General features: G+C 71.8%; 21 protein-coding genes. 8 read left to right on the forward strand and 13 right to left on the reverse strand.

The features are described 5' to 3' along the window. Positions 1-3 precede the first annotated feature (3 nt). On the forward strand, positions 4-591 hold the full coding sequence (locus HNR02_RS20495) for a TetR/AcrR family transcriptional regulator (protein ID WP_179774749.1): 588 nt from the start codon (positions 4-6) through the stop codon (positions 589-591). A 51-nt stretch (positions 592-642) separates the two neighbouring features. On the opposite strand, the gene HNR02_RS20500 is transcribed toward HNR02_RS20495, so the two are convergent. Beyond that, positions 643-2,571 (reverse strand): LamG-like jellyroll fold domain-containing protein, encoded by a 1,929-nt coding sequence (locus HNR02_RS20500; protein WP_179774750.1) that lies wholly within the window; start codon positions 2,569-2,571, stop codon positions 643-645. Positions 2,572-2,707: 136 nt separating this feature from the next. Next, complete coding sequence (locus HNR02_RS20505; protein WP_179774751.1) at positions 2,708-3,088, reverse strand: hypothetical protein; 381 nt, start codon at positions 3,086-3,088, stop codon at positions 2,708-2,710. A 190-nt stretch (positions 3,089-3,278) separates the two neighbouring features. On the opposite strand from HNR02_RS20505, the gene HNR02_RS20510 reads away from it, so the two are divergent. Next, complete coding sequence (locus HNR02_RS20510; protein ID WP_179774752.1) at positions 3,279-3,857, forward strand: TetR family transcriptional regulator; 579 nt, start codon at positions 3,279-3,281, stop codon at positions 3,855-3,857. Positions 3,858-3,861: 4 nt separating this feature from the next. Here HNR02_RS20510 and HNR02_RS20515 read toward each other — a convergent pair whose 3' ends face one another. The 5 genes from HNR02_RS20515 to HNR02_RS20535 all read right to left on the reverse strand — a co-directional run bounded on the left by HNR02_RS20515 (position 3,862) and on the right by HNR02_RS20535 (position 7,877). Next, complete coding sequence (locus HNR02_RS20515; protein WP_179774753.1) at positions 3,862-4,932, reverse strand: saccharopine dehydrogenase NADP-binding domain-containing protein; 1,071 nt, start codon at positions 4,930-4,932, stop codon at positions 3,862-3,864. Positions 4,933-5,038: 106 nt separating this feature from the next. Then, positions 5,039-5,659 (reverse strand): PIN domain-containing protein, encoded by a 621-nt coding sequence (locus HNR02_RS20520; RefSeq protein WP_179774754.1) that lies wholly within the window; start codon positions 5,657-5,659, stop codon positions 5,039-5,041. Continuing rightward, the gene (locus HNR02_RS20525) at positions 5,656-6,498 is read right to left on the reverse strand and encodes an ImmA/IrrE family metallo-endopeptidase (protein WP_179774755.1); all 843 of its coding nucleotides are present in this window, start codon (positions 6,496-6,498) and stop codon (positions 5,656-5,658) included. The genes HNR02_RS20520 and HNR02_RS20525 overlap by 4 nt, the downstream gene beginning before the upstream one ends. Further along, a complete protein-coding gene (locus HNR02_RS20530) occupies positions 6,495-6,851 on the reverse strand; it encodes a helix-turn-helix domain-containing protein (RefSeq protein ID WP_179774756.1) in 357 nt (118 codons plus the stop codon). Before HNR02_RS20530 ends, HNR02_RS20525 begins: the two co-directional genes overlap by 4 nt. 111 nt (positions 6,852-6,962) lie before the next feature. Further along, positions 6,963-7,877, reverse strand: coding sequence for a LysR family transcriptional regulator (locus HNR02_RS20535; protein ID WP_179774757.1), 915 nt, complete (start codon positions 7,875-7,877; stop codon positions 6,963-6,965). Positions 7,878-7,985: 108 nt separating this feature from the next. Between HNR02_RS20535 and HNR02_RS20540 the strand changes: the two genes are divergently transcribed. From HNR02_RS20540 to HNR02_RS20555, 5 genes are read left to right on the forward strand one after another with little or no spacing between them, the layout of a single operon-like run. Next, positions 7,986-9,305 (forward strand): MFS transporter, encoded by a 1,320-nt coding sequence (locus HNR02_RS20540; protein ID WP_179774758.1) that lies wholly within the window; start codon positions 7,986-7,988, stop codon positions 9,303-9,305. 11 nt (positions 9,306-9,316) lie between these two features. Then, positions 9,317-10,966 (forward strand): amidohydrolase, encoded by a 1,650-nt coding sequence (locus HNR02_RS20545; RefSeq protein WP_179774759.1) that lies wholly within the window; start codon positions 9,317-9,319, stop codon positions 10,964-10,966. Between the two features lie 53 nt (positions 10,967-11,019). After that, a complete protein-coding gene (locus tag HNR02_RS35100; RefSeq protein ID WP_218903015.1) occupies positions 11,020-11,526 on the forward strand; it encodes a PadR family transcriptional regulator in 507 nt (168 codons plus the stop codon). Continuing rightward, positions 11,523-12,257 carry an ABC transporter ATP-binding protein gene (locus HNR02_RS35105; protein WP_312861068.1) on the forward strand — a complete coding sequence of 245 codons (735 nt, stop codon included), beginning with the start codon at positions 11,523-11,525 and terminating at the stop codon, positions 12,255-12,257. Before HNR02_RS35100 ends, HNR02_RS35105 begins: the two co-directional genes overlap by 4 nt. 3 nt (positions 12,258-12,260) lie before the next feature. Beyond that, on the forward strand, positions 12,261-14,057 hold the full coding sequence (locus HNR02_RS20555; RefSeq protein ID WP_179774761.1) for an FtsX-like permease family protein: 1,797 nt from the start codon (positions 12,261-12,263) through the stop codon (positions 14,055-14,057). An 8-nt stretch (positions 14,058-14,065) separates the two neighbouring features. On the opposite strand, the gene HNR02_RS20560 is transcribed toward HNR02_RS20555, so the two are convergent. The 3 genes from HNR02_RS20560 to HNR02_RS20570 form a co-directional block, all read right to left on the reverse strand. Further along, positions 14,066-14,713 (reverse strand): DUF4097 family beta strand repeat-containing protein, encoded by a 648-nt coding sequence (locus tag HNR02_RS20560; protein ID WP_179774762.1) that lies wholly within the window; start codon positions 14,711-14,713, stop codon positions 14,066-14,068. A 97-nt stretch (positions 14,714-14,810) separates the two neighbouring features. Next, positions 14,811-15,845, reverse strand: a complete 1,035-nt coding sequence (locus HNR02_RS20565) for an aldo/keto reductase (RefSeq protein ID WP_179774763.1) — start codon at positions 15,843-15,845, stop codon at positions 14,811-14,813. Between the two features lie 59 nt (positions 15,846-15,904). Beyond that, positions 15,905-16,327 (reverse strand): VOC family protein, encoded by a 423-nt coding sequence (locus HNR02_RS20570; protein WP_179774764.1) that lies wholly within the window; start codon positions 16,325-16,327, stop codon positions 15,905-15,907. 90 nt (positions 16,328-16,417) lie between these two features. Between HNR02_RS20570 and HNR02_RS20575 the strand changes: the two genes are divergently transcribed. After that, a complete protein-coding gene (locus HNR02_RS20575; protein ID WP_179774765.1) occupies positions 16,418-17,353 on the forward strand; it encodes a helix-turn-helix transcriptional regulator in 936 nt (311 codons plus the stop codon). Here HNR02_RS20575 and HNR02_RS20580 read toward each other — a convergent pair. Genes HNR02_RS20580 through HNR02_RS20590 form a run of 3 tightly spaced genes read right to left on the reverse strand, consistent with a single transcriptional unit; the run spans position 17,347 to position 20,658 of the window. Then, a complete protein-coding gene (locus tag HNR02_RS20580; RefSeq protein WP_312861069.1) occupies positions 17,347-19,023 on the reverse strand; it encodes a CocE/NonD family hydrolase in 1,677 nt (558 codons plus the stop codon). The two genes, HNR02_RS20575 and HNR02_RS20580, sit on opposite strands and share 7 nt — an antisense overlap. 17 nt (positions 19,024-19,040) lie before the next feature. Next, the gene (locus tag HNR02_RS20585) at positions 19,041-19,760 is read right to left on the reverse strand and encodes an ABC transporter permease (protein WP_179774766.1); all 720 of its coding nucleotides are present in this window, start codon (positions 19,758-19,760) and stop codon (positions 19,041-19,043) included. 22 nt (positions 19,761-19,782) lie between these two features. Beyond that, positions 19,783-20,658 (reverse strand): ABC transporter ATP-binding protein, encoded by an 876-nt coding sequence (locus HNR02_RS20590; RefSeq protein WP_179774767.1) that lies wholly within the window; start codon positions 20,656-20,658, stop codon positions 19,783-19,785. Between the last annotated feature and the right edge of the window lie 39 nt (positions 20,659-20,697).

The following is a 20,697-nucleotide window of genomic DNA, read 5'->3' on the forward strand; positions in this document are numbered from 1 at the left end:
GCGATGGACCAGCGGGCGGGGCGCAAGCGCGGCAGGCCGACCAGCGAGGAACGCGAGCGACGGCAGGAGGAGATCCTGGACGCGGCGGTCGGGTTGTTCGTGTCCCGCGGCTTCCGCGCCGTCGCGCTCGACGACATCGCCGCGGCGGCGCACGTCACGAAGCGCACGCTCTACACCTACTTCGGCGACAAGACCGAGATCTTCGTCGCCGCGGTCGCGCGGCTCCGGCGCCGGGCCCTCGAACTGACCGGCCGCCGCTGCGACACCCTGGCGCGGCTGTCGACCGAGATCGTGGCCGCGTTGCATTCGGACGAAGCGATCGGCCTGCACCGGTTGATGATCACGGAGGCGGCTTCGTTCCCCGACCTCGCCGACCGGTTCTACGCGGAGGGGCCGCGGGCCTACATCACGGCGCTCGGCCGGCTCCTGCCCGCACCGGAGCACGCCCGCGCGACGCAGCTGTTTTCCTTGCTGCTGGGCGAACCCCACCGGCGGCGGCTGCTGGGCCTGGACACCGCGCCGACCCGCGCCCAGGCCCGCGCACACGCGGCCGGGGCGCTGAGCGCGCTCGGACTGGCCGAGCCGGGGTGAGCTGAGGCGAGCCCCCCGTCCGGCGGGGCGGACGGGAGGGCCCGTGCGGACTTACTCGCCGATCAGGAAGTCGCGGACGGGCAGCGCCCGGTCCACGATGCGGACGTCGCCGATCCAGCCGTGGAAGACCTGATCGAGACTGCCACCGTAGTCACGCCCGCCGAGCATCCAGGGCAGGCCGAGCGTGGTGATGCCGTTCGAGTTCGTCGACGGGTTGTCGACCACCGGGCAGCCGTCGACGTAAAGCATCGTGTGCCTGCCGTCGTTGACCACCGCCAGGTGCCACCACGCGTCCTCCACCAGGCCGTGACCCCAGTTCGTGGTCGGGTAGGTCTGGTTGAGCGGGTAGCAGTTGAACTGCGGCTCGCGGCCGTTGTTGGAGATCGCGAGCTGCATGACCGGTTCCCGCGGATCGGTGTTGCGGTCGTGCTTGCCCGCCTTGCCTGCCTCGCCCCAGCGGCTGAGCGCGGCCATCCAGCCGTTGTTGGTGGCGTCCCAGTCCAGCGGCATCTTCACGAACGCCTCGATCGTGTAGCCACGCGGGAACGTCTCGGCGTTCAGCGGGGCCCGCGCACCGGTGGTCAGGTAGGCGCCGTGCAGCGGGTTCTTGCCGCCCGCGAACCGCAGGCTCGCGTGGCCCGGCTGGTCGGGGTGGTGGTCGTCGGACCAGGTGAGCGCGTCGGCCGCACTGCCCGGCACGGTGACCAGCGTGAGGTCGTTGCCGCGCCCGGACAGGTCGCGCACCGGCTCGGTGACCGGGGTGCCCGCCGCGCCGCCCCCGTCGAAGCGCCAGTAGGCCAGGGTGCCCGGCACCAGCACCTTGTTCGCGGGCCGCGCCGGGCGGGTCGTCACCGGGATGAAGCCGGAGAATCGCTCCTCGAAGTCGATGGCCATGGAGAAGTTGTCGACCGGTGTCGTGAGCCGCGCTTCGAGTGCCGCCAGCCGGTTCCGCTTCTCCGGGTCCTGGGCCAGGATCCACGGCGACAACGTTTCGACGTCGATCGTGTTGCGCACCAGGTCGAAGTGGTAGAGCCGGAGCATGCCGGCGCCGCCGAAGTAGCGGTTCTGGTAGTTCGTGATGTGCAGGTGGACGTCGTGACCCGCGGCGTTGCGGCGCGTCGTGCGCCCCGGCGGCCAGAAGTGGCCGTTGAGAGTCAGGAAGATCTGGTCGTTGTCGTTGATCAGCTCGTCCCACACCTGCTGGCCGTACTCGGAGAAGGTGGCGTTGTTCTCCGGGTCGCCGGACTCGTACGGGTAGACGTTGTCGTCGTAGACCGAGCCGACGATGTCGTGCGCGGTGAGGATCACCGGCAGTTTCGGGTGGTCCCTGATGAACTGGTTGGCCCAGGCGAAACCCTGCGCCGAGGTGCGCCAGTCCATGGCCAGCAGCAGCCAGTCCCGGCCGGCGGCCTGGAAGATGTGCGCGGTGTTGTAGCCGCTGGGGTCGGAGCCGGCGAAGGTCTTCGAGCGCCGGAACCGCTGCGGGCCCATGGTCTGCAGGTACGGGGTGGAGCCGCGGGTGTCGTCGCCGCTGACGTCGTGGTTCCCGGCCAGCACGCTGTAGGCGACGCCGCGCGAGTCCAGCGTCTCGAACGCCCGGCCGACCTCCCGGAACGAGGACGCGTCACCGTCCTGCGTCAGATCGCCGAGGTGGGCCATGAAGACGATGTTGTCGTCGGAGGAGTCACCGCTGTTGTCGATGACGTAGCGGAACGACTCGATCACCGGTTCGGAGTTGATGCTGTTCTGGCTGCCCCAGTACAGGAACTGGGTGTCGGGCATGACGGCGAGGGTGAACTGGAGACCGGCCGGATCGGGCTGCCACCGGCCGGAGTTGCCGCCAGAATGCGCGGACGCGGGCGCGGCGCCGAGCGGGCCGAGCGTCGCCGCGCCCGCGCCGGCGAGTCCCGCGGTGAGCAGGAAGGATCTCCGGTTGTGACCGGATTCGACCGGTGTGTCGCGCTGGTGGTCAGGACACATGTTTTCCCCTTTTGGGATAACGGAAATCAGCGTCCGGACGCTATCCGGGAACGATCAAGGCGACACGAACGTCAGATGACGGCCCGCGATCCAGTGCGTGACCGGTAGTGCCAGACCGCGGGCCGGCTCACTCGGGTCAGTGGTCGTTGTACCACTGCGCGGTGTCCTGGTAGGCGTACGCGGTGCCGCTCTTGTAGAGGTAGATCCGGAAGTTGACGTAGGCGTTCTCCGGGATGTCGTGGGTGTTCGCGTCGGTCGACTTGCAGTTGCCGTTCCCGCCCGCCTTGAGGGTGTAGCTGCCTCCGTTCCAGTACACGTCGACGCCGACGGCCCACCCGTCGGCTTCGATGTCGCACACCTTGACCACGTCACCGTGCTCGGTGAAGTAGGCGACACCGCCCGGGTCGGCGTCGTTGGTCTTGACGCTGTGGTCGGCCGCGGCGGCTTCCGGGGCGCCCAGCAGTGCGACCGCGGTGAGGAGGCCGGCGATGCCGGTGAACTTGTGTGAGCGTTTCATCGCACCTTCAAGGTTGGTGGAGGGTGATCGTTGAACGATCTTGACATCCGGGGCGCGCGCGGAGCGGACGTTCCGCTGATGCCCGTGCAGGTCGTCCGGCCGCGTCGGCGGGCTGGGTGCGGTCGGGGTGCGGCTCCGGTACGGCGTTCGCCGCCGGATGTCCCACTGGGTCGTCGGTTAGGGTTGGGGGATGCCTCGCTGGATACCCCGGGCGGAAGAGCGGCTCCGGGATGCCGCGGTGGAGCTGTTCGCCGAGCGCGGGTTCGAGAACGTGACAGTCGCCGACATCACCGAACGCGCGGGCCTGACCAGGCGCACGTTCTCCCGCTACTTCACCGACAAGCGGGACGTGCTCTTCGCCGGTTCCGAGCAGCTCGCGGATGCCGTTCGCGACGCGGTGGCCGGGGCCGACGAGGCCCTGCCCCCGTGGCAGGCCACGGCAACCGCCTTGCGGCACGTGGGCGATCAGCTGGTCCGGACCGTCCCCACGGCCGGTCCGCGCCGTGTGGTGATCCGGGCCAGTCCGGAGCTCCAGGAACGGGAGCGCACCAAGTTCGCGCTGGTCGCCTCCGCGATCGCGGACGCACTGCGCGAGCGGGGCGCGTCCGGGCCGGTGGCCGCGATGCTCGCCGAGGTCAGCGTGGCCGCGCTGCGGGCCGCGTTCGACCGCTGGCTCGACGACACCGCGGGGACGGCGTTCTCGTCCCTGTTCGACGACGTCACCGCGGAACTTCTCGCGGAGCTGGAGCCCGCCCGGTCGGTGCGGTGAGTCCTCACAGGAGGAAGGTGCCACCGGCCGCGGTCGCGAGTTCGGGCCCGAGCGCGGCGGCCGGGGTGTGGGCGCCGGGTTTGCCTTCGCCCCGCGCGAGCCGGGCGGCGGCCTCGGCGGCGACGGCGGCGGTGTAGTCCATGCCGTCACCGGCGCGCAGCCAGCCTTCGCGCGTGGTGCCGTCCGGCCAGGTGACCACCGCGTGCCCCCAGGAATGCCGGCGCGGCCGCGGGGCGGCCTTCGTCCGTGCGGCGGCGAGCCGGCGAACGGCGAAGCGCCGCACCATGGGGACGGACAGCAGTCGCCCGGCCAGGGGTAGCAGGGCGCGCGCGACCGGTGAGGTGGGCGCCATCGCGGAGCCGACGGACACCTGGGGCGCGCCGCTGGCCTGCTGCGCCGCGAACAGCTCGCCCGACGGAACGGTCGCGGATTTCACGGTTTCGCCGTCGGGAAGGGCGAGTTCCCGCGGCTCGGCGCCGAGCCGCGCCGCGACCAGGCGGCCGTCGCGGTAGTGGCGCCCGCCGGTGGTCAGCACGTCGACGAGGGAGGCGGCGAGCGGTTCGCCCACCACGCCGTCGTCGGTGGACACGGACGCCAGCGCGTCGGCCCGCACCCGGTCCGGGGTGGGGCGGCCTTCGCACAGTTTCGCCACCACGGCTTCCGTGGCCAGGACACCGAAGCCGGCGCCGGTCACCAGGGTGCTGCCCGCCGCGGCCGCCTCGTCGTGCAGCGCGAGCAGCCCGCGCACGGCGGTCAGGTCGTTGGCCAGGTCCAGGTAGTGCCCGCCGGGCAGGCACGCCCGCGCCACCGGCCCGGCGGTCGTGGCGTACTGGCCGATGGTGTTGACGACCACGGCGGGCCGCCGCCGGGCGATCTCGGCAGCGGTGCGATCCACCCCCTCGGCGACGATGACCCGCACGTCCGCGCCCAGGTCCGCGGCGGCCGCGCGCAGGCGTTCTTCATTGCGCCCCACCAGCACGGGCGCAATGCCGTCCGCCACCAGCCGCGACGCGACCGCGCGCCCGATCCGTCCGGTGGCCCCGAGGATCCACACCTCACCAAGCTGGGTCGTCATCGCTGCTCCTTTTCCACTGAGGCGGACCGCCAGTGATGTCTCATTGTGTCATCAGCCAGCGTAGCAGGTGATGACACAGTGGGACATTGGGTGCTGGGGGGCGGGGTCAGCAATCACTCCAGAACTCGGCCGAGAGCAGATTTGTGTGGTCGATGGGCGGGAGTCCCTCGTCGAGGCCGCGGAGGCGTTGGTACAGCTCGCGCATCTCACCCCGATCCGCGACGAGACGGGTGCGGGCGGCTCGCTGGAGGACAGCGACCGTCCCTGCCAGGCGAAGGGTTCCCGCGGTGCGACCGGCCCCCCGCAACCGCAGGAGCCGTTCGATCTCCCCGGCCGCCGACCGCTGTCCCGCCCCGTCGTCGATCAGAACGATCACGTCCGCACCGGCTTCGGCAGCGACGACCGCATGAGCGATCACCATGAGCTCGCCGAGGTCCCGGGGAGCTTGGCGGCGTTCGGGCAGGTATCTGCCGGTGAGGCGATGGACCACGGCACTGAGTTGGGGAGTGGTGTCGTCGGGGAGGATCTCCAGCAGTCTCGAGGGAAGTTTGTTCAGGACGGTTCGCGCGGAGGCGAAGCGCCTGTCGCTGCATGCTTTGCCGAGTATCTCCCGGTGCACGGTTTCGGGCATGCTCAACGGACCGAGAACGGTGAAGAGCAGACGCTCCTTGTTGATGGAGAAGAAGTTGAGGCCGGGACCGGCGTCGATGATGGGGCGATGGCTCATTCCCGGGCGGTCCCTGACCCGTCGGGAGGTCCCTCGTCCAGTTCGCCGAGGTCGACCGCCACGGTGGGCAGGTCGTCCGGATCCGCGAAGGTGACCGAGAGGGGTGCGGCGGTGATGCCGGCGTCCCGGAGTTCCTGCTCGACCTCCGCGAGCGGGGCGCCGCGCAGAGTCGCGATGGTCTGGGCGGAGACCACGCCCGCCTGAAAGCCGCTGATCGCGCGGGCCAGCAGGCGTTGCGGTGCACGCCTGCGCTGGGAGTCGGCCTGCAGGATCCGGTAGTGATCGCTCCACCCGTACCGGGTCGCGAGCTGGGGTGTCGACAGAGCCATCCACTGGTTCCGGAGACCGCGGTCGACGTATCCGTTCCGGTGCAACGCGACCGCGGCGACCGCCGGGGACACCACGAACCGCTGCACGATCGCGGACAGGTCCGCGAGGCCGGGGCCGGGCCGGGCCGCCATGAACTCGCGCAGGCCCTGATCCGGCACGAGCAAGTGCCGGGCGAACGCCCGCGCGCGCTCCTCCTGTGGCGTGGGCTCACTCCAGTCGCGGGGATGTGTGCCGGTCCAGTCGGCGAACACGACATGGCCCAGCTCGTGCCCGAGGGTGCTGCGCTGCCGCATGGGGTTCGGCGTGCGGGCCACCCCGATGATCACCGAGCCACGCAGGGGGTCGTGCACCGTGAGACCGTGCTCGTCGGGGCCGGCATCGAGGACCGCGACGTCGTGACCGGTGCATTCTTCGATGATGGTGATCAGGTCCCCCAGCGGCTGTACACCGAGTTTGTGCTCTTCGCGGAACCGCTCGGCGGCGGCGCGGCCCTCGTCTTCGGGGTTCATCCGGCCCTGGCGCTCGTCGTGGGGGCGGGAATGGCCTGGTCGTCGAGGTAGTCGTCGAGTTCCAGGAACCGCAGCAGCTTGTCCCGCATGACGGCCATGTCCGTGCCGTTGGTGGCACGCGCGGCATACCGCACTCGCTCGCCGACCGACGCGGTGCCGGTCAGTTGCGCCATCGTGTGGCCGGTCGCCCTGGCGATCGCGATCAGCTCCGGAACTTTCGCGGGTCGTTGACCGGTGATGATGCGCGACAACGTGGACTGCGAGACGCCACTGGCCTCGGCCAGGGCTCGCTGGCTCAGCGCCGCGTCCTCGCGAGCGCGTTCGATGCGCGCACCGACGTCGGCTGTGGTCACGGCAACCCTCCTCGAACTGGCTGAATCAGTGTTCCTCTAGGTGATTCAGTATAGGGGATCGCGCCACGATCCGCTGTGCCGGGGAGCCACGCGGTGCCGCAACGCGATGGCTCAGCCGGGGGCCGCCGGGCCGGGTGGGTCGTCGACGTGCACGGCGTCCGGGATGTGCTGCAGCCATCCGGCGAAATCGTCGATCCAGCGCGAGATTGGGCCGGTGGCGTAGTGGCTCGGGTCCCAGCCGGCGTGCAGGGTGAGCCGGATCTGGGCCCCGTCGAGCATGATGCGCACCGCGTGCAGGCCGAAGGCCGGGGCGTTGGTCAGCACCGCGGCGCCGCGTCCGCCCGCGGCCAGGCCCTGCGCCATGAACGACGAACTCATCTCGATCGCCTCGGGCAGGTCGACGCCCGCCGTCGCCACCGCCTCGTCGAAGGCCAGCCGGGCCATGTTGGTGCGGTCCATCAGCACCAGCGGGTGCCGTGCCAGTTCGGTGATCTCCACGTCGGACCGGCCCGCCAGCGGGTGATCGCCGGACACGTGCGCGGTGATCCCGACGTCGACGAGCCGCCGGGAGGCCCAGTCCGCGGGCGGCGCGACAGTGGAGATCCCCAGGTCGGCGTTCACCATCCGGGTGCGCTCGAACACCGCGACCGGCTCGCATTCGAGCGCGTCGATCACCGGGTGGTCCGCGCCGCGTTCGGCGGTGAACGGCGCCAGCGAACGGATGATCGTCGTGAACGGGGCCACCGCCGTCAGCCGCGTCCCGCGGATCCGGTCCAGGCCCACGGCGTTGCGCGCCATCTGCTCGCGCAGCACCAGATCCCGTGCCGCATCCAGAAACCGCCTGCCCGCGTGCGTCAGGCTCAGCGCGCCGTGGCCGCGCCGGAACAGGTCGACGCCGAGCTCCTGCTCCAGCGCGCGGAGCTGGCGCGACACCGACGGCTGGGTGACGTGCAGGCGCCGAGAGCCCTCCGTGATCGACCCCGCCTCCGCGACGGCGAGGAAGTACTTGAGCACCCGCATCTCCATGGCGCATGCCTCCCGAGCATGAAGTTCGTGCCGAATCGGTATTCGACAGCATGGCAGAGTGCCGCTGAGAATTCCTGACACGTTCACCCGCGGCACACCGGAGGCGCCATGTCCACCAGCACCGGGCCTGACGACGAGACGGCCTCGCGGCAGGGGAGACGTGCCCGCATCGCCGCCTTCGTGGGGACGGCGGTCGAGTGGTACGACTTCTACATCTTCGGGACCGCCGCGGCGATCGCGTTCGGGCCCGTGTTCTTCCCGACCTTCGACACCTCCTCGGCGCTGCTGGCGTCGTTCGCGACGTTCTGGGCCGGGTTCCTCGCGCGGCCGGTGGGCGGCATCGTGTTCGGCCACCTCGGTGACCGGCTGGGGCGGAAGAACACCCTCGTCGCCACCCTGTTGATCATGGGGCTGGCCACCTTCGGCATCGGCGTGCTGCCGGGCTACTCCACGATCGGCGTCGCCGCGCCGGTCCTGCTCGTCCTGCTGCGGGCGCTGCAGGGTTTCGCCGTCGGCGGGGAGTGGGGCGGCGCCGTCCTGCTGGCGACCGAAAGCGGGCCTCGGGAACGCACCCTGCGGGGCGGGATGTTCGTGCAGCAGGGATCCCCGGCAGGCAACATCCTGGCGACCCTGGTCATGACGCTCGCCGCGCTGCTGCCGGACGACGACTTCGCGGCGTGGGGCTGGCGGATCCCGTTCCTGCTGTCGGCCGTGCTCGTCGTGATCGGGCTGGTGACCCGCCTGAAACTCGAAGAGTCGCGGGAGTTCGCCCAGCGCGCCGCGACGGCCGCGCCGGTGAAGCTGCCGATCGCCGAACTGCTCGCCCACCACTGGCGGCGGGTGGTGGCGGCGGTCTTCGCGAGCGCGCTCGGCATCGGCATGGCCTACTTCGTCAGCACGTTCATGCTCGCCTACGCGACGGCGAACCTCGGTGTCGGCCGTCAGGTGATGCTGAACCTGCTGCTCGTCAACGCCGTCCTGCAGTTCGTGTGGCAGCCCCTCGCCACGCGCCTCGCGGAGCGGTTCGGCGCGGTCCGGTTCATGATCGGCACGCTGACCGCCACCGCCGTGCTGGCGGTCCCGATGTTCCTCCTCGTCGGCACCGGCAACCCCGCGCTCATCCTGCTCGGCATCGGTCTCAGCACGATCGCGGGCGCCGGGTACTACGCGGTGCTCGCCGGGTTCCTGGCCCAGGCATTCCCCGTCGCGGTGCGCTACACCGGCATCTCGTTCGCCTACCAGCTCTGCTCGACGGTCATCGGCGGCACGACCCCGTTGCTCGCCCAGCTCTTCCTCAACCTCGGCGGCGGGCACTGGGCCGGGGTGGCGGTGTTCTACGTCGTCCTCATCGGACTCACCGCCGGTGGCGTCGTCACGCTGGCCGCACTCACCAGGCGTTCCGCCGCGACCGCTCCCGTCACCGTCTGAAAAGGACCGTCATGCGCATCGACACCATCCTCACCGGCGCCCGCGTCACCACGCTCGACCCGGCACGGCCGCGGGCGCACTCGATCGGCATCCTGCACGGCAGGGTCGTCGGCTTCGACGAGGAACTCGACGGCGTCACCGCCGACGAGCGGCACGACCTCGGCGGCGCCCCGGTCGTGCCCGGGTTCAACGACGCCCACCTGCACTTCTCCATGCTGGGCAAGGAGATGACGCAGCTCGACCTGTCCGCCGAGGCCGCGCCGACGCTCGACGCGCTCTACCGCCGGGTCGAGGAGTGGGCCGCGGGCAAACCCGACGGCGCCTGGGTCATCGGCAACGGCTACGACCAGAACAAGATCGGGGAGCACCCGGACAGGCAGGTGCTCGACCGCATCGCCGGCGGCCGCCCGGTCTACCTGGTGCACACCTCCAACCACATGGCGGTCGCCAACACGGAGGCGTTCCGGCGCGCCGGGCACCCCGATCCGGACCGGGTGCAGGCGCCGCCCGGCGGCAGCGTCGTGTTCCGCGACGGCTCGAACACCGGTCTGCTGCAGGAACAGGCCGCGACCCTGGTCAGCCACGTGCTCAAACCGGTGCCGCAGGAAGACCTCGTGGCCGCGCTGGAGGCCGCGTCCGCGTGGGCGCTGCGCCACGGCCTGACCAGCGTGACCGAACCGGGGATCGGCGGACGGCTGGTCGGTCACGGACCGGCCGACGCCCGCGCCTTCCAGACCGCCTACGAGCGCGGCAACCTCCGGACGCGCGTCACGGCCATGCCGTACACCGACGCGCTGCACGAACTCGGCCCGGTCGACACCGGACTGGCGGGCTGGGGGCTGGACCTCGGGCTGCGCACCGGCATCGGGGACGAGTGGTTCCGGCTGGGACCGGTGAAGATCGTGTCCGACGGCTCGCTGATCGGCCGGACCGCGGCGATGTGCTGCGACTACCGTGACAGCCCCGGCAACCGCGGTTTCCTGCTCGCCGAGGCCGAAGCGCTGCGGGAGAACATTCTGCGCGGCCACGAAAACGGCTGGCAGATCGCGACGCACGCGATCGGCGACCACGCGCTCGACGTCGTGCTCGGCGCCTACGAGGAGGCCCAGAAGCGCCTGCCGCGACCGGGCGTCCGGCACCGTATCGAACACGTGGGGATCTCCTCGGACGACCAGGTCGCCCGTATCGTGTCGGCGGGCGTGATCCCGGTGCCGCAGGGCAGGTTCCTCTCCGCGCTCGGGGACGGTTTCCTCGCGGCGCTGGGTTCCGAACGCGTGGAACACGCCTACCGGATGCGCAGTTTCGTCGACGCCGGTGTCGAACTGCCGGGCTCGACCGACGCGCCGGTCGTGCCGGGGGAGCCGCTGCTGAGCATCCACGACATGGTCAACCGCCGGTCCGCGTCGGGCGCGCCGATCGCGCCGGACGAAGCGCTCACCCCGGCGCAGGCCCTGCGGGCCTACACGATCGGCTCGGCCCACGCCGTGCACGAGGAGACGCGGAAGGGCTCGCTGGGCAGGGGCAAGGTGGCCGACCTCACGGTGCTGTCCGACGATCTGCTGAGCGTGGCGCCGGAGCGGATCGGTGAGCTGGAGGTGCGGGCCACGATGGTGGGCGGCGTCTTCGGCTACGACGCGGAAGGCGTCCTGACCCTCGGTTGACAACCCGGTGTCCCGGCCGATATTCATGTCCCTAACAGTTAGGGGGTCGGTCGGTGCGGGACGTGGTGCTCGCCTTGCTGGCGAAGGAGCCCGCGCACGGCTACCAGCTGGACACGCGGCTGCGTGCGGCGCTCGGGCCGCTGGGCGAGTCGCTCAACGCCGGGCAGGTGTACGTGACGCTGGGCAGGCTGGAGAAGGCCGGTCTGGTCTCGGTGGAGAGCGCGCCGGACCGCAAGACCTACGCGCTGACCCCGGCCGGGCAGCGTCGCGTCGCGGAGTGGGTGGCCGAGGTGAGCTGGCCCAGACCGGACCTGACGGAGTTCCACCTCAAGCTGGTGGCCGCCGCGGCGGCGCGGCTCGCGGACCCGCTCGCGGTGATCGACGCGCAGCGCCGCGAACTGCTGCGCCGCCTCGGGGACGCGCAACGAGCGGCGCTGGACGAGCCCGACGAGTCGGTCGCCGGGTTGCTGCTGGAGGGCGTCGTCCTGCGGCTGCGGGCCGATCTGGGCTGGCTGGAGGCGTGCGAACGGATGTGGACGCCCCGGGGGAGGAACACGTGAGTCGGTTCGCGGTGCAGGCGCGACGGTTGTGCAAGAAGCACGGCGACGGGCCCGCGCTGGTGCGCGCCGTCGACGAGGTCAACCTGGACGTGCCGGCGGGACAGACACTGGCGATCATGGGGCCCAGCGGGTGCGGCAAGTCGACATTGCTGCACCTGCTCGGCGGGCTGGAACGGGCCAGCGCCGGGAAACTGTGGCTGGACGGCAGGCGGATCGACGGGCTCGGCGAACGGGCGCTGGCCCGGATGCGGCGCCGCTCCGTGGGGTTCGTGTTCCAGGCATTCCATCTCGCCGACGAACTGACCGCGGTGCAGAACGTCGAACTGCCCGCGCTGCTGGCCGGTGTGCCGCCGCGGGCGGCACGGCGGCGGGCGGGTGAACTGCTCGACCGCGTCGGGCTGACGGACCGCGCCGGGCACCTGCCCTCGGCGATGTCGGGCGGCGAGCGCCAGCGGGTGGCGGTCGCGCGTGCCCTGGTCAACGAACCGCTGGTGCTGCTGGCCGACGAGCCGACCGGCAACCTGGACAGTGCCGCCACCCGCGCGGTGCTGCGGTTGTTCGGGGACCTGCGCGCCGGCGGGCAGACGCTGGTGATCGTGACGCACGACGAACGCATCGCGGCACTGGCCGACCGCCTGATCACCATGCGCGACGGCGCGTTCGTCGACGACGTGCGCATGCCCGCCGCGCGGCCGGGCAGCCTCGGCGGACTCCTGAACCTCGGCGGCTGACCCGTGGGACAACTGCTGCTGGTGTGCCGTCTGATCCTCGCCGACCTGCGCCGCCGCCCGGTGCAGGCGGCCGTCTTCCTGCTCACGGTCGGCACCGCCGCCACGGCGCTCGCGGTGGGCCTGTCCGTGGCCGGGGTGACCGACGCCCGCTACGGCGAGACCCGCGCGGCCACCGCGGGCCCGGATGTCGTGGCGCAGACGGAGGAAGACGACCCGTCCGCCCTCGAAGAACTCGAAGCCCTCGCGCACAGCCCGGACGTGAGCGTCCGGAGTGGACCGTATCCGATCCGGTACGCGTCGGTGACGGTTCGTGGGCAGCAGGCCAGGGTGGTGGTCGAAGGCCGCGATGCCGCCCCCGCGGCCCTCGACCGGCCGCTGGTGACTTCGGGAACCTGGCTCAGCGACGGCGCCGTGGTCGTCGAACGGGGCTTCGCCGAGGCGCTCGGCGTGCGTGCGGGCGACCGGATCACCGTCGCGGGCCGCGAGTTCCCGGTGTCCGGCATCGCCGTGACCGCCGCGCACAGCGCCTTCCCCGGCGCACAGGGGACCGGTCCGCACGGCGGCCCGAGCGACTACAGCGGTCTGGTGTGGCTGACCCAGACGGACACGCGCGCGCTGTCCGCCCCTCAGTCGGCGCCCGCGTACACGATGCACCTGCGGCTGGCCGATCCCGGCGGCGCACCGGAATTCACGCGCGACTTCCCGCACCACGACGACGTGCGGCTGCACCTCCACGCCTGGCAGGACACCGCCACCCGGGACTCGAAGGTGTTCCGGGACACCGAACCGGCGCTCCTCGTCGGCGGCTGGCTGCTCGCGGTGTCCGCGGTCGCGGGGGCGGCCGTGCTGGCCGCGGTGCGGGCGGCCGAACAGACCCGCCGCGTCGGCCTGCTCAAGGCTGTCGGCGCGACACCCGGCATGGTCATGACGGTCCTGCTCGCGCAATACCTGGTCCTCGCGCTGGCCGCGGCCGGCCTCGGGCTGGTCGCGGGGGTCCTCCTGACGCCCGTGCTGGCCGGGCCCAGTGCCAGCCTGCTGGACGCCGCCGTCCCGGTCACGGCCGGGGTGGTGCTGCCGGTGCTGGTGCTGGCCGTGCTGGTCGCGGTGGCGAGCACGGCTGGGCCGACCGTGCGCGCCGCGCGCACCCCCACGGTGCCCGCACTGTCCACTGTGTCCGGTGCGGTGAGCCCGGTGGATCCGTCGGCCGGGCTCACCGCGCTGGCGGGGAAGTTGCCCGTGCCGTTGTTGCTCGGGCTGCGCCTGGTCGCCCGCAGGCCCTCCCGCGTCGTCGTCGGCGCCGCCGGTATCGCGACCGTCGGCGTCGCGGTCAGCGCGGCGCTCATGGTGCGGGCCCAGCCACCGCAGGTCTACGACCTCGGGGGGACCGTCCTGAGGAACCTGCGTGGTGAGCAGACCGACCGCACGATACTGGCCGTCACCGCGGCGCTGCTCGTGCTGGCCGTCGTCAACACGATCATCATCACCTGGTCCACGGCCCTGGACGCGCGGCGGACGCTGGCCGTGGCGCGGGCGTTCGGCGCGACCCCGGGCCAGGTCACCGCGGCGCTGGCGGTCGCCCAGCTCCCGTCCGCGCTGGGTGGTGCCGTCGCGGGCGTGCCACTCGGCCTCGGGCTGCTGCGGGTGCTCTCCGTCGGCCCGGGTGCGGCCCCGCCCCCGGCCGGATGGCTGACGGCCGCGGCGGCCGGCCTGGTGGTGCTGGTCGCCGCGATCGCCACGGTGCCCGCCGCCCTCGACGCGCGCCGCCCGGTCACGCCCGTGCTCAAGGCCGAGACCGCGTAACGGGGCGGTCAGCGGGCGCTGATGTCGCCGTGGCCGGTGGTGGCCCGGATGGCGAGGCCGGCGCTGCCGGTGTTGGTGAGTGCGTTGCGGATGCGGCCGGTGCCGGTGCCGGCGTCGAGCGTGGCCGAAACCTCCGCCGCGGTGCCGATCTCGATGTCGCCGTACTGGGTGTGCAGGACGACCTTGCCGCTCATCGCCTCGGTGACGCGGATGTCGCCGCGGGCGGTGCTGATGTCGGCGTCGCCGTGGAGGCGCCGGACCCGGATGTCGCCGTCGGTGGCGGTGAGGTGGACGGTGTCGGCCTCGTCGATCTCGACGTGGCGGTAGGCGCCCTCGAAGGTGAGGTCGCCCAGGTGGCCGGTGGTGCGGAGCTCGGCGGCGGCGGTCCTGGCCGTCACCCGGGAACCGGCGGGCAGCCCGACGGCGATGTCGAGGGACCCGGTGCCGCGGGTGGGTTCGGGAGCGGTGATCCGCAGGACACCGTCGGCGAAGGTGACCGTGGTCTCCTCGGCGGTACGGACGTCGCGGCCCTTGGCGGGGTTGGCGGGCAGCACCTCGACGGTGGTGTCCGCGTGCTCGGTGGCGGCGAGGTGGACGCGCCCGGCGGGGACGGCCAGTGCGACGGTGACCGGGGCGGTGGTGGCGAAGGTGCGCATCGTGTTCTCCCTGTTGTGGTGTCTGACGGGAACCACGATCGCCCGCCCGGCTGACACCACACCGCCATCGCGCTGACACGTCCCCTGCCAGGGCGGGTCACGCCGCCCGGCGGTCCTCCACGGGGCGACGGCGCAGTGCCGGGTCTTCGAGCGCAGGGGGCACGTAGGCCACGTCGAGCGGGCCGAGGTCCGTTCCGGGCGCGACGATGTCGTCGATCCGGTCGAGCACGTCGTCGCCGAGCGTGACCGGGGCGCCGGCCAGCAGGTCGTCGAGATGGGACAGGGTGCGCGGGCCGATGATGGCCGACGTGACACCGGGGTGGGCGACGGCGAAGGCCATCGCCAGGTGCGTCAGCGGAAGACCCGCCTCCGCCGCCACCGCGAGCAGCGCCTCCACCGCGTCGAGTTTGCGCTCGTCGGTCATGTGCGCGGGGACCCAGCGCATCCGCCGTGGGTTGTCCACGGCCGCGCCCTTGCGGTAGCGGCCGGTGAGCAGGCCCATCGACAGCGGGCTCCAGACCAGGACGCCCATGCCGTAGTGCCGGCACACGGGCAGGACCTCGCGTTCGATACCACGGTTGAGGATCGAGTACGTGGGCTGCTCGGTGCGGAATCGCTGCAGCCCGGCCCTCTCGGCGGTCCACTGCGCCTCGACGATCTCCGCCGCCGGGAGGTTGGAGGTGCCGATGGCGCGGACCTTGCCGGCGCGGACGAGATCGGTCAGCGCGGACAGGGTTTCCTCGATGTCGGTGTGCGGATCGGGGTGGTGGACCTGGTAGAGATCGATGTGGTCGGTGCGCAGCCGCCGCAGCGAGTCCTCGACCGCGGTGACGATCCAGCGTCGCGAACCGCCGCGGCGGTTGGGGTCCTCGCCCATCGGGCCGGTGAATTTGGTGGCCAGCACCACGTCGTCGCGACGGCCGGCGAGCGCGGCGCCCACGAACTCCTCCGACATGCCGTGCGGTCCGTAGACGTCGGCGGTGTCGATGAAGTTGATCCCGGCGTCCAGTGCGCGGTGGACGATCCGGGCGCAGTCGTCGCGGTCGGGGTTCCCCGCCTGGCCGAACATCATGGTGCCGAGGCAGTAGGGGCTGACCCGGATTCCGGTGCGGCCGAGTGGGCGCATCCTCATCGTGCGTATGTCCAATCAGGAGGGTGGGGCGGGAACGCGTCCCGCCCCCACGGGGGTTCTCAGGCGCTGTGCCCGCTGACGACGTCGAGGACCCAGACGACACCGAAGCGGTCGCGCAGCATCCCGTAGGCCGCGGCCCAGCCCGCCGGGCCGAGCGGGACCACGACGGCCGATCCCTTGGTGAGCTTCTCCCAGTAGCCGGTGATCTCCTCGACGGTCTCGCCGCGCACGGAGACGAAGAACGAGTTCTCACCCTGCTGGTAGCCCAGGCTCGCGGGCACGTCGTAGGCCATCACGTGGAAGCCGCCGGCGGCGAGCACCTGGCCCCACATCACCTGGCCGGCTTCGGACTCCTCCTGGACGGCCCCGGCGTCTTCGTACGTGACGACGGCGAGGTCGCCGCCGAACACGGACTGGTAGAACTCCAGCGCCGCACGGGCATCGCCGCGGAAGTTCAGGTGGGTCGTGGTGGTGACGGACAAGGTCGCTCCTCGGTGTCGTGGTGACTGTGCGTCCACGGTCGCAGAGGAAGTGGCCAGGTTGTGTCCTCTACTTCGGGCAGGATGGGAACCATGCCGAAAACTTCCGCCCGGCTGCTCGCACTGCTGTCACTGCTGCAGGCACGCCGCGACTGGCCGGGGGCGCTGCTGGCCGAACGCCTGGAGGTCAGTCCGCGCACCGTGCGCCGCGACGTCGACCGCCTGCGTGAGCTCGGCTACCCCATCGAGACCACCAAGGGCCCGGACGGCGGTTACCGGCTCGGCGCGGGCACGCAACTGCCGCCGCTGCTGTTCGACGACGAGCAGGCCGTCGCACTGGCCGTCGCGCTGCGGATCGCGACCACGTCCGGCGCCGGTATCGCGGAAGCCGCGGTGCGTGCGCTGAACACGGTCCGGCAGGTCATGCCCGCGCGGCTGCGTCACCGCATCGACACCGTCCGGATCACCGCCGTCGAGCGGCCCGGGGCGCCCGCGGCCGACTCTGCCGTGCTGACGGCGATCAGTGGTGCCGTCCACGCCCGCGAAGTGCTGCGCTTCGACTACGCCGGCACGGGCCCGCCGCGCCGGGTGGAGCCGCACCACCTCGTCGTCAGGGGTGGCCGCTGGTACCTCGTCGCGTGGGACCTCGATCGCCGCGACTGGCGCACCTTCCGCGCCGACCGGATCAGCCCGCGCACCCCTGCCGGCCCGCGTTTCACCCCACGTGACCTGCCCGGCGGCGACGTGGCCGCGTTCGTCGCGGACAGGTTCTCCGGCGGCGCGCCCTGCCGTGGCGAGGTGATCCTCCACCTGCCCGCGGCCGAGGTGTCACCGTTCGTGGCGGACGGGATCGTCGAGGAACTCGGCCCGGACCGCTGCCTGCTCGTTCTGACCTCGTGGTCCTGGACGGCACTGGCCGCCGCACTCGGCCGGTTCGACACCGACATCGAGGTCGTCGGACCGGCCGAGCTGCGGGACGCCTTCGCGGTGCTGGCGCGGCGCTACGCCAGGACCGCCCGGGGTCAGTGACCGGATGTGGGCAGGGTGAACGACGGCGGTCCGATGGGCAGCTCCGACGTGGAGAACTGGCGGTAGAGGTCCAGGTAGGGGGCCGCCCCGCCATCCGTGGGGAGGTCGTCGGCCGGATCGTCCAGGGCCAGGTTCAGCGCGGCGTCGGTGATCTCCATCGTCTCGCCCGACGGGGTGTCGATCCAGTCGCTGAGCGGGCCCGCCTGGATGGTGCCGATCTCGACGACCAGGCGGTGTCCCGCGGCGAGGGTCCATTCGGCCGACTTGAGGTCGAGTGCCGTGGCGCCCGGGCGCAGCAACGCGACCTGCTCGTCGAAGGCGACGGCGGTCCCGTCGGGGGCAACGTCGTGCAGTTCGACCATCACGTTGCCGTGCGCGGCACTGGTCAGGGCGAGCCGGGGAGTTCCCGTCACGCGGATGTCCCGGTCGACCGGCGCGGAACACCGCAGGAAACTCGCGGCCGTAGCCGACTCGCCGCCGTGGTCCACATAGGACCCGCTGCCGAGGTCGACGGTCGTGGGCGCGCCCGCCTCGGGCCAGGTGTCCTGGGCACGCCAGGTGCCGGTGTTGTCCTGCACCGCGTAGGCCGGGTAGGCCGTCCGCGGACCGATGCCCTTGAGGTACTGGTCGTAGAAGGACAGGGTCTCGGCGAACCAGCCCGCACGGCCCATCTCGAGGCGCCCGTCCTCGGTGCGGTCGTTGCCGCGCACGTGGTCCCACGGGCCGATCCAGCCCCGCTCCGGTCCCTGGTGGTTGTCGAGGAACTCCTGCATCGCCTCGGGTTCGGTGTTCCATTCGAGCGTGCCCTGGGTGAAGAACAACGGCGTGCCGGTGCCCTTGGCCTGCGCGGCGTAGTCGCGATCGGCCCAGAACTCCGTGCGCGGATCGGTGGTCTGGTAGGCGAGTGTGTTCGCCAGCGGGCATTCCGGGTGCGCCTTCTCGTATTCCGCGTTGGCCCGGTACCGGGCGTCGTCGTCCGGCAGCTGCGGCAGCGTGGCGATGAGGTTGTAGGTGTTGGGGACGTTGACGATCGTCGAGCGCGGCACGCCGTCAGACCGGGTGTTGCGGTAGTAGTCCCAGACCGGTTCCTGCGCGACCACGGCCCTGAGCGCGTCGTGGCCGAGGTTGTTCCCGATCAGGCCGGTGATGGCGTCGAACGATTTGCCGTACATGCCGACCGCGCCGGTGGACCACGGCTGGCTCGCGGCCCAGTCGAGCGCGGCCTTCACGTCGGCGCGGTCACCGGCACCGCCGGCGTCCAGACAGCCGGTGGAACCGCCGAAACCGCGCAGGTCCACCATGACGAACGCGTAGCCGCGCTCGAACAGGTCCGTGCCCTCGATGAAGTCGTCGAAGCGGTCCGACGGGCCGGTGCGCTGCCTGCCCTCCAGGTTCATCTGGCCGGAATGCCCGAAGTACGGGCCCACGGACAGGATCACCGGCACCTGCTCGCCCTCGGCCAGTCCCTCCGGCAGCAGCACGTCGGCGTGCAGCTCCACACCGGACCCGTCCGAGGACGGGAAGTAGTGCTGTGTCCAGGCCGCACCGGCCGGAACGTGGTCGTTCTCCTCGTGCGTGACCGGATCGGCGGCCGCCGGTGAGGTCAGGGCGGTGAGCGTTCCGGCGAGGACGACGGTGGCGGCTGTGACGGCCGTGCGGATGCGGTTCACGGTTTCCTCCGGTGTTTTCAGCGGCGCGGTTCCCAGCGGAAGAGCCGCGCCGCCAGCGACACGGCGACGACGACCCACGCCAGGGTGGGGGCGAGCAGGAGCAGCGAATCGGTGAGCGCGACGCCGCCGTTCCAGGCGCCGACGACGAGTTCGGTGGCCGCCCCGCCCGGGAGCAGGCGCTTGAGCAGGGCGAGGTCCCCGGTGCCGGTGATGCCGACCCAGCTGGCGACGGCGATGACGCCGAGACTGACCGGCAGCGTGGTGACCTGGGCGTGCTCGGGCGAGTTGGTCAGCCCGGCGGTGGCCAGGCCCAGGCCGATCATCATGGCGACGGTGGCCAGCACGGCGACCACCAGCAGCCCGAGGTCGCCCGGCGCGCCGGTGACGACCCCGAGCACGGTCAGGATCGCCGCCACCTGCACCAGCGCGATCACGGTGACCGGCAGCACCAGCCCGGCCAGGATCCGGGAGTCGCCCGCCGCCGTGGAGCGCAGCCGCTTGAGGAACAGGTTCTGCCTGCGCGAGGCCAGTGTGGTCACCGCGCTGGCGTAGAGCCCGAACCCGCACACGGTGAACATCACGATCGCCGCGATGTAGCCGAGGCTGCCGATCTCGGCGAACAGTTCGTGCCGGTAGAGGAAGAACGCGCTGACCGCCAGTGGCATCACGAAACTGGTGACCAGCACGGCCCGGTTGCGGAAGATCTGGATCAGCTCGCTGCGAGCGAGGGCGAACATGGGGGGTCCTTTCTGGACTCGGTCAGTCTTGGATGGCGCGGAACACGTCGTCGAGGCGGGTGGGCCCGGCTTCGAGGTCCATGAGTTCCACCGCGTGCTCCTCGGCCCACCGCAGCAGGGTGAACAGGTCCTTCTGCAGCTGGTGGGTCTCGACGAGGAACTTCGCGTCGCTCTCCCGTGTGCCGCGCAACGGCAGCGCGGGCGCCGACGGCGGCAGGCCGAAGCGGATGACAGCGGGCAGGGTACGGGTCAGCTCGGCGACCGTGCCCTCGCGGTGGAACGTGCCGCGGTGCATCAGGCCGATGCGGTCGGCGCGCTGCTGCGCCTCCTCCAGGTAGTGCGTGGTGAGCACGACCGTGGAGCCGTTCTCCCGCAGCTCGTCGACCGCGTCCCACAGCGCGTCCCTGGACTGGATGTCGAGGCCGGTCGTCGGCTCGTCCAGGAACACCAGCTCGGGGCCGCCGTAGACCGCGGTGGCGAAGTCCAGCCGCCGCTTCTCGCCGCCGGAGAGCTGCGAGACCTTGGTGCCCGCCTTGCGGGTGAGGTCCACGACGCCCAGCACCCGCTCCACGCGGTCTTCGCGCCGCGTGAGCGTGCCGAGCAGCCGCACCGTCTCGCGCACCGTCAGGTCCGGGGAGAATCCGCTCTCCTGCAACATCACGCCCATGCGCGGCCGCACCGCGGCGCGGTCGGCCGGGTCGTGCCCGAGCACCCGCACGGTGCCCGAGGTGGGCGGCCGGTGTCCCTCGACGGTCTCCAGAGTCGAGGTCTTGCCCGCCCCGTTCGTGCCGAGCAGCGCGTACAGCTCCCCGCGCCGCACCTGGAAGGACAGGTCCCGCACGGCGTGGAAACCGCCGTAGCTGACGTTGAGGCCGTCGACTTCGATCACTGGTGTCATGGCTTCGATTCCACCGGCCGGGGCGGGTGCGCGGCAGTG

Source organism: Amycolatopsis endophytica (assembly GCF_013410405.1).
Lineage (GTDB): Bacteria > Actinomycetota > Actinomycetes > Mycobacteriales > Pseudonocardiaceae > Amycolatopsis_E > Amycolatopsis_E endophytica.

Bases quoted from the DNA above. Each gene is read 5' to 3' on its own strand.
- HNR02_RS20525 (WP_179774755.1), bottom strand. From the start codon at position 6,498: ATGAACCCCGAAGACGAGGGCCGCGCCGCCGCCGAGCGGTTCCGCGAA.
- HNR02_RS20515 (WP_179774753.1), bottom strand. From the start codon at position 4,932: ATGACGACCCAGCTTGGTGAGGTGTGGATCCTCGGGGCCACCGGACGG.
- HNR02_RS20585 (WP_179774766.1), bottom strand. From the start codon at position 19,760: ATGTTCGCCCTCGCTCGCAGCGAGCTGATCCAGATCTTCCGCAACCGG.
- HNR02_RS20505 (WP_179774751.1), bottom strand. From the start codon at position 3,088: ATGAAACGCTCACACAAGTTCACCGGCATCGCCGGCCTCCTCACCGCG.
- HNR02_RS20510 (WP_179774752.1), top strand. From the start codon at position 3,279: ATGCCTCGCTGGATACCCCGGGCGGAAGAGCGGCTCCGGGATGCCGCG.
- HNR02_RS20590 (WP_179774767.1), bottom strand. From the start codon at position 20,658: ATGACACCAGTGATCGAAGTCGACGGCCTCAACGTCAGCTACGGCGGT.
- HNR02_RS20560 (WP_179774762.1), bottom strand. From the start codon at position 14,713: ATGCGCACCTTCGCCACCACCGCCCCGGTCACCGTCGCACTGGCCGTC.
- HNR02_RS20535 (WP_179774757.1), bottom strand. From the start codon at position 7,877: ATGGAGATGCGGGTGCTCAAGTACTTCCTCGCCGTCGCGGAGGCGGGG.
- HNR02_RS20520 (WP_179774754.1), bottom strand. From the start codon at position 5,659: ATGAGCCATCGCCCCATCATCGACGCCGGTCCCGGCCTCAACTTCTTC.
- HNR02_RS20575 (WP_179774765.1), top strand. From the start codon at position 16,418: ATGCCGAAAACTTCCGCCCGGCTGCTCGCACTGCTGTCACTGCTGCAG.
- HNR02_RS20540 (WP_179774758.1), top strand. From the start codon at position 7,986: ATGTCCACCAGCACCGGGCCTGACGACGAGACGGCCTCGCGGCAGGGG.
- HNR02_RS20545 (WP_179774759.1), top strand. From the start codon at position 9,317: ATGCGCATCGACACCATCCTCACCGGCGCCCGCGTCACCACGCTCGAC.
- HNR02_RS20495 (WP_179774749.1), top strand. From the start codon at position 4: ATGGACCAGCGGGCGGGGCGCAAGCGCGGCAGGCCGACCAGCGAGGAA.
- HNR02_RS20500 (WP_179774750.1), bottom strand. From the start codon at position 2,571: ATGTGTCCTGACCACCAGCGCGACACACCGGTCGAATCCGGTCACAAC.
- HNR02_RS20565 (WP_179774763.1), bottom strand. From the start codon at position 15,845: ATGAGGATGCGCCCACTCGGCCGCACCGGAATCCGGGTCAGCCCCTAC.